Below are 6,120 nucleotides of genomic sequence, written 5' to 3' on the forward strand. Positions count from 1 at the left end.
GCTCTTCGCTGAGGCCGGGGCGATTTGAACCGAACGGCCTCCCCGCCGCCGGCAATTGGGCAGATTATGTCGTGTTGTCGGTTATGTTGGGGACTGCAGTCGAAATTAGATGCTGGAGCGCACAGCCGGCTTTGCCCGCCTCTGCCGACTTGCGCGGTGCAGTAACTCGGCAGCTATCCGAGGTAGAGCGACCGTGGCGCTAGCGCATTTGGGAAGGCAGCCCTTGATCCCGAACCGACATGCAGCCCCCGATCACGAGTGAGCGCATGGAAATGGCGCATTGCGCGCCATTCCTCTAGCACGACGCCAGCAGGCCCTACGGAATTGGTACCCACATTCGATAGAGTGGAGGGAGGATCTTTATCCTTGAAAGGAGCCATTCATGCCGCAGCCTCAGCTTTCCACGTCAACAATTCGGAAGCTCTTGAACAGGTGTGATGCAGACGACTTCAACAAAGCACAGACTGCCAAACAACTGCGGATCTCACGAAGTAGCGCAAAGAAGTATATTACTGCCTTTAAGCAATCTTCATTGACGTTATCCCAGATAGACAGCTTGCCTCGCGCAAGGCTCATCGACAGGTTATTCCCTGGTTCGAAACATCAGGCGCCATCACCCAGAAAATTAAGGCTGCTTGCGTGTCTACCCTCAATCCACTCTCGAATCGAGATCGACGGGTTGTCCATATTGGACGTATGGCGCGAGGTTGCTAATCAATGCGACTACAAATACACGCAGTTCGCCTCTCTTTACGCTACTTGGCGATCGGAACACGGCCTTGGCCGGATATCGAGAGCAAAGAGGCAGCTAATAACGGTTTCGCCAACTGACCGCGCTGTGTTCAAGCGTTGGCAACGATCGCACAATCGACGACAATGGGAAGCGGGCGTCGCACTATTGGACCTTTCATCTGGCCATAAGGTCCCTGCGATATGCCAAAAAATTGGTCGCGCGAGGCAGACCGTCGGGCGGTGGCGTACAATCTACGAGCATAAAGGCATCAATGGCCTCGACCCATTATTTCGACGCACGAAATACCCGTCTCCATCATTTAGGAAGCTCAGGCTTCTTGCGTGTCTATCCTCAGTCCACTCTCGAATCGAGATCGACGGGTTATCTATTTTGGACGTATGGCGCGAGGTTGCTAATCAATGCGACTACAAATACACGCAGTTCGCCTCTCTTTACGCTGCTTGGCGATTGGAACACGGCCTTGGCCGGATATCGAGAGCAAAGAGGCTGCTAATAACGGTTTCGCCAACTGACTGCGCTGTGTTCAAGCGTTGGCAACGATCGCACAATCGACGAAAATGGGAAGTAAGCGTCGCACTACTGGGGCTTTCATCTTGCCATACAGTATCTGAGATATGCCAAAAAATTGGTCGCGCGAGGCGTACCGTAGAGAAGTGGTGTGCGACCTACCAGCGCGTCGGCCTCGATGGCCTTCCCGTTAACAGAATACGCAAGCTGTCGGAAAAAACACAAATACTGATTATGGAAAAAAAGGAACGCTTGATAAAGATCATCCACGAAACACCGAACGCCTACGATATTAATCGCGCATCGTGGAGTTTGCAGGCGTTGTCAGAGGCATACGAGAAGACGTATGGAGAGCGCGTGTCGCGGAGTTCGACATCAGAGTATTTCATTGCTGCTGGCTACAAGTTTAAGAAAGCAAAAAAATCGCTAACGAGCAGCGATCCAACTTATCGAGAGAAGCTTAGTAAGATCACGAGTACTCTTTCTTGTCTCTCGTCGGACGAGAAATTTTTTTCCATCGACGAATTTGGTCCCTTCTCGGTAAGAATTCGCGGTGGGACGGCGCTCGTTCCTGGCGATCAGATACGGACGATTCCCCAGAGGCAAAGAAGTAGAGGCTCGCTCATTTGCACAGCAGCTTTGGAGTTGTCATCCAATCAGATTTTACATTTTTACTCCAAAAAGAAGAACTCCAAGGAGATGATCAAGCTCCTGAGACGATTAATCACAAGATATAGAGATCAAAAGCGCATTTTTGTCTCGTGGGATTCGGCGTCGTGGCATGCATCTAAGCTGCTTTATAAAATTGTAGATGAAATGAATTGCGATGAATTTAGATCGCGTCACAAGACGCCTCTAGTCGAGCTCATACCTCTTCCATCTGGAGCTCAATTTCTGAATGTAATTGAGTCTGTCTTCAGCGGAATGGCGCGCGCGATCCTGCACAACAGCGACTATAGAAACGTCGACGCATGCAAGGCAGCGATAAACATGTACTTTGCCGATCGGAATCGAGCCTTTTTAGAGAGACCTCGCAGAGCGGGAAACAAGATATGGGGTAAGGAGCGGGTCGAAGCGGTCTTTAAAGAGGAAAACAATTGCAAGGATCCTCGCTGGCGCTAGCTTGACCGCGCTTGCGGCGGAAACTCACATGTTGAAGATTTGATGTGAGCTGCCTGTCCGTATGACCGCTGTTGGCCCAGGGCTGCCGACTTGTGCGCTGGGGCAAGTCGGCAGCTATCAGAGGTACAGCGCCCATCAAATCACGTAGTCGTCACGCCGGCCGGTGGCCCCATGCGGTCCATCGAAAACAGAGGCTTACTCTCACCATGCCCAGACGTGTGACCCAGCAATGTGGTTCCTCCAACTCGTCAAAACCTCTGTGCAATCGGCAGTACGGTCATTTGGTGTGGATGGCGGGGATGACCATCGGTCAACATAACCTCCCGACGGGAAGTTGTCGGCATGATCACGTTTCCATCGAAATGGAGACACGATCATGTTTGAAGAAATCTTCTTTCCCCGAACCGCTGAGAGATATCGAGCGGCGCCACTTGTCGAGCAGCGGGAACGATATCTCATTCATCTAAGAGAGGCAGGTGCAAAACGATCGACCTTGCGGAAATGCGCCAATGATCAATTGAGCTTGGTGCGCCTTCTGAAGCTGAAAGAAGGCGGCAGAGTGTGCCTTTCGCAGATCGAGGCCGTAACCGCGATCTGGTCGCAGCCGAAGGCTCGCAGGTGTGACCGGTCGGCGTCATCCAAGGCGAGAACACGCTTTGTCCGTCGCGGAATCCAATGGCTGCGCTTCTTGGGATGGCTCGATGAACCCGAACATGAGCACCATCCGCATCACAGAGAGGTCGCGATCTTTGAGAAGTGGCTGCGCCAGGAGCGCGGCCTTTCCACGGCGACCATACAAGACTACTGCCGCGCCGCCGACCACTTCTTCTTCTGGCTGGCAGGGAAAGGCACACCGCTGGACGCCGTCCAGATGGCCAACATCGACGATGCCGTTGCGGCAGAGCACAGGCGGGGGGCCTGGAGCCGCCGAACGATACACGATTACGCTCAACGTCTGAGGCCATTCTTCCTGTTTGCCGAAGCGCGCGGCTGGTGCCGAGCCGGGCTGGCTGCGGGGATCATGGCGCCTCGGTTCATGGCGGACGAGACCGTGCCGAAGGGCCTGAGGCGCAAGGATGTCCTGCGCCTGCTGGCTTCTGTTCAGGGGGATCGCCCGATCGACAAGCGCGACCGCGCGATCCTCATGCTGTTTGTCACTTACGGGCTGCGAGCCGGGGAAGTTGTCGGCTTGCGGCTCGACGATCTGGACTGGGAGAACGAGATCATTCGCGTTCGCTGCCCCAAGCCAGGACGAACCCATGTCTGGCCACTCTCACCAGACGTCGGCAATGCCATTCTGCGCTATGTACGGGAAGTCCGTCCGACCGGTCTCGGGCGCAGCCTCTTCTTCACATCGCATGCGCCCATTCGACCGGTTGGCAGAAAGACGCTCGGCAAAATCGTCCGTGATCGTCTCGCAGGAATAGACGTCGTCACCGGCCGACGGGGCACACATGCCTTGCGGCACGCTGCAGCCCAGCATCTTCTGGATCAGGGCATGTCGATGAAGGTGATCGGGGACTTTCTCGGGCACCGCGACCCATCCTCGACCGCGATCTACGCCAAGGTCAATCTCGCAGCCCTCCGCGAGGTTGCGGCCCTTGATCTGGAGGGTCTGGCATGACGCTGCGCGAGACGATCGAGCAATATATCCTCTGGCGACGGGCCCATGGCGCCAAGTTCACGACCGGGGCGAACCTCCTGCGTCACTTCCTCGGATATGCCGACGGAAATGCCACCTGCGACGCGGTGACCACGACCCAGGTTCTGGCCTTTCTGGCAGGCAAAGGGCCACTGGCCCGGCATCGCGAGAACAAGTATTACGTCCTTGCCGGCTTCTGGCGCTATGCGATTAGCCGTGGCCATGCGACGCGCTCGCCGTTACCGAACAGCGAACCGAAATCGCCGCCCCGGACGCCGCCATATATCTACTCGCGTGACGAGTTGCGGCGGCTCTTTGATCTTTCGAACGTGAAGATCAGCCGGCGCGGTGCGGTTCAGCTCGACGCAGTGACATTCCGGACCCTGCTTCTCCTGCTATATGCGGTCGGATTGCGCTTCAGCGAAGCGACGCGGCTCACGCTTGCAGATGTCGATCTGGCGGAAAACGTTCTAACTATACGCGCCACGAAGTTCTACAAGAGCCGTCTGGTTCCGATCGGACCGCAGCTTGCAATGGTGCTGGCCAACTACATGCCTCTGCCGCGGCGCGGCGGGCTTGCGCAGGACGAGACTTCCTTCCTTGTGGCGAACCGAGACGGCACGCGGCTCGCCAGCAGCACCGTTCAGGCAGCATTCGACGCGCTGCGGCGTATCGCCGGAATCCATGGCAAGGCAGGCGGACGACAGATCCCGCGCCTGCACGATCTTCGGCACAGCTTCGCGGTTCACAGCCTGATTGCCTGGTATCGTCAGGGAGCGGATGTGCAACGGTTGTTACCCGTGCTCTCCACCTACCTCGGCCATTCCGATCTGGAAGGCACGAAGGTCTATCTGTCGATGACGCCTGAGCTTCTGCAGCAGGCATGTCTGCGCTTTGCTCGCTATGCAGAGGGAGATCAGGATGTCTGAACTCGTAACCCTTGGCCCATGGCTCCGGCGCTTCTTGGTCGAACATATCGTCACCGAACGCAACTTGGCTCGGAACACCCGCACGAGCTATCGCGACACCTTCAGCCTGCTCCTGCCGTTCGTCAGCCGCAACCTGCGCAAGCCCGTGGACCGGCTGGCCGTGCGCGATCTCACCTCCGTGCTGGTGCTGCAGTTCCTTGCACATATCGAGGAAGATCGGGGCTGCTCTGCCCGGACTCGCAATCAGAGGCTTGCCGCCATCCGGGCGTTTGCCCGCTTCATCGGCAGCCGGGATCCAGCGCATGTCGAATGGTGCGGCCATATCCGGGCTATTGCATCGAAGAAGTCCACGCCGACATCGGTCGGATGGCTGACCAGGGCGGAAATGGAGGCCATGCTCGCCGTGCCCGACCGCAAGACCAGGCGGGGCCGAAGCGAATACGCCCTCCTACTCTTTCTCTACAACACAGGGGCGCGTGTATCCGAAGCCACGCACCTGAAAGTGCGGGATCTGCAAATCGGCCGCGGGAATGGCGGTCACGATCTTGCCACCCTGCACGGAAAGGGCGGCAAGACGCGCCAATGCCCACTGTGGCCGGAAACCGAACGCGTTTTGGCCGACGAGAGCACCGGCCGCGCAGGCGAAGACGCCGTATTCATCAGCAGGCTCGGAACACCCTTTACCCGCTTCGGGGTTTATCGGCTCATCGAACGTTGCGCGGCCCGGGTGCCGGAACTGGCGGGTAGAATGATAACCCCGCATGTGATCCGGCATACGACGGCCTGCCACCTGGTTCTCGCTGGCGTGGACATCAATACTATCCGCGCCTGGCTGGGGCATGTCTCGATCAGCACCACCAACATCTATGCCGAAATAGACCTCACGCTGAAAGCCAACGCCGTAGCTCTCTGCGAAGTCGGCCAGCCACGACCCGCTCGCTCATGGAAGGCGGACAAAGATCTCATGGCTTTTCTGAAATCCTTGTGAGTCAGGAGTCATATTGCGGCGTCCTCCGTCGAGCACTCTTGCTCTGAGTGGTGCTGGACGCGGCGCGACGATCGCTCTCTTGAAGGCCGGCGCGGCTTTGTCCGGCATGACCTCGCTGGATCGGTCAGGACGACCCAGACACGCCATCTGTCACCCCGTCCTGGCCGCTCCCCGGCGG

Annotated in this window: 4 protein-coding genes; all 4 read left to right on the forward strand. The window is 57.3% G+C overall.

Translation table 11 applies throughout. The features are described 5' to 3' along the window. Positions 1 to 1,123 precede the first annotated feature (1,123 nt). A complete protein-coding gene (locus tag IVA81_RS20170; protein ID WP_247321178.1) occupies positions 1,124 to 2,383 on the forward strand; it encodes an IS630 family transposase in 1,260 nt (419 codons plus the stop codon). Positions 2,384 to 2,759: 376 nt separating this feature from the next. Next, positions 2,760 to 4,007, forward strand: a complete 1,248-nt coding sequence (locus tag IVA81_RS20175) for a tyrosine-type recombinase/integrase (protein ID WP_247321179.1) — start codon at positions 2,760 to 2,762, stop codon at positions 4,005 to 4,007. Further along, positions 4,004 to 4,954, forward strand: a complete 951-nt coding sequence (locus IVA81_RS20180) for a tyrosine-type recombinase/integrase (RefSeq protein ID WP_247321180.1) — start codon at positions 4,004 to 4,006, stop codon at positions 4,952 to 4,954. Before IVA81_RS20175 ends, IVA81_RS20180 begins: the two co-directional genes overlap by 4 nt. Next, a complete protein-coding gene (locus IVA81_RS20185; RefSeq protein WP_247321181.1) occupies positions 4,947 to 5,942 on the forward strand; it encodes a tyrosine-type recombinase/integrase in 996 nt (331 codons plus the stop codon). Before IVA81_RS20180 ends, IVA81_RS20185 begins: the two co-directional genes overlap by 8 nt. The last annotated feature ends 178 nt before the right edge of the window (positions 5,943 to 6,120 follow it).

This window comes from Bradyrhizobium sp. 141 (assembly GCF_023074055.1).
Classification (GTDB): domain Bacteria; phylum Pseudomonadota; class Alphaproteobacteria; order Rhizobiales; family Xanthobacteraceae; genus Bradyrhizobium.

What these genes read in the sequence shown, in the direction of transcription:
- IVA81_RS20180 (WP_247321180.1), top strand. Translation starts at nt 4,004, where the DNA reads ATGACGCTGCGCGAGACGATCGAGCAATATATCCTCTGGCGACGGGCC.
- IVA81_RS20185 (WP_247321181.1), top strand. Translation starts at nt 4,947, where the DNA reads ATGTCTGAACTCGTAACCCTTGGCCCATGGCTCCGGCGCTTCTTGGTC.
- IVA81_RS20175 (WP_247321179.1), top strand. Translation starts at nt 2,760, where the DNA reads ATGTTTGAAGAAATCTTCTTTCCCCGAACCGCTGAGAGATATCGAGCG.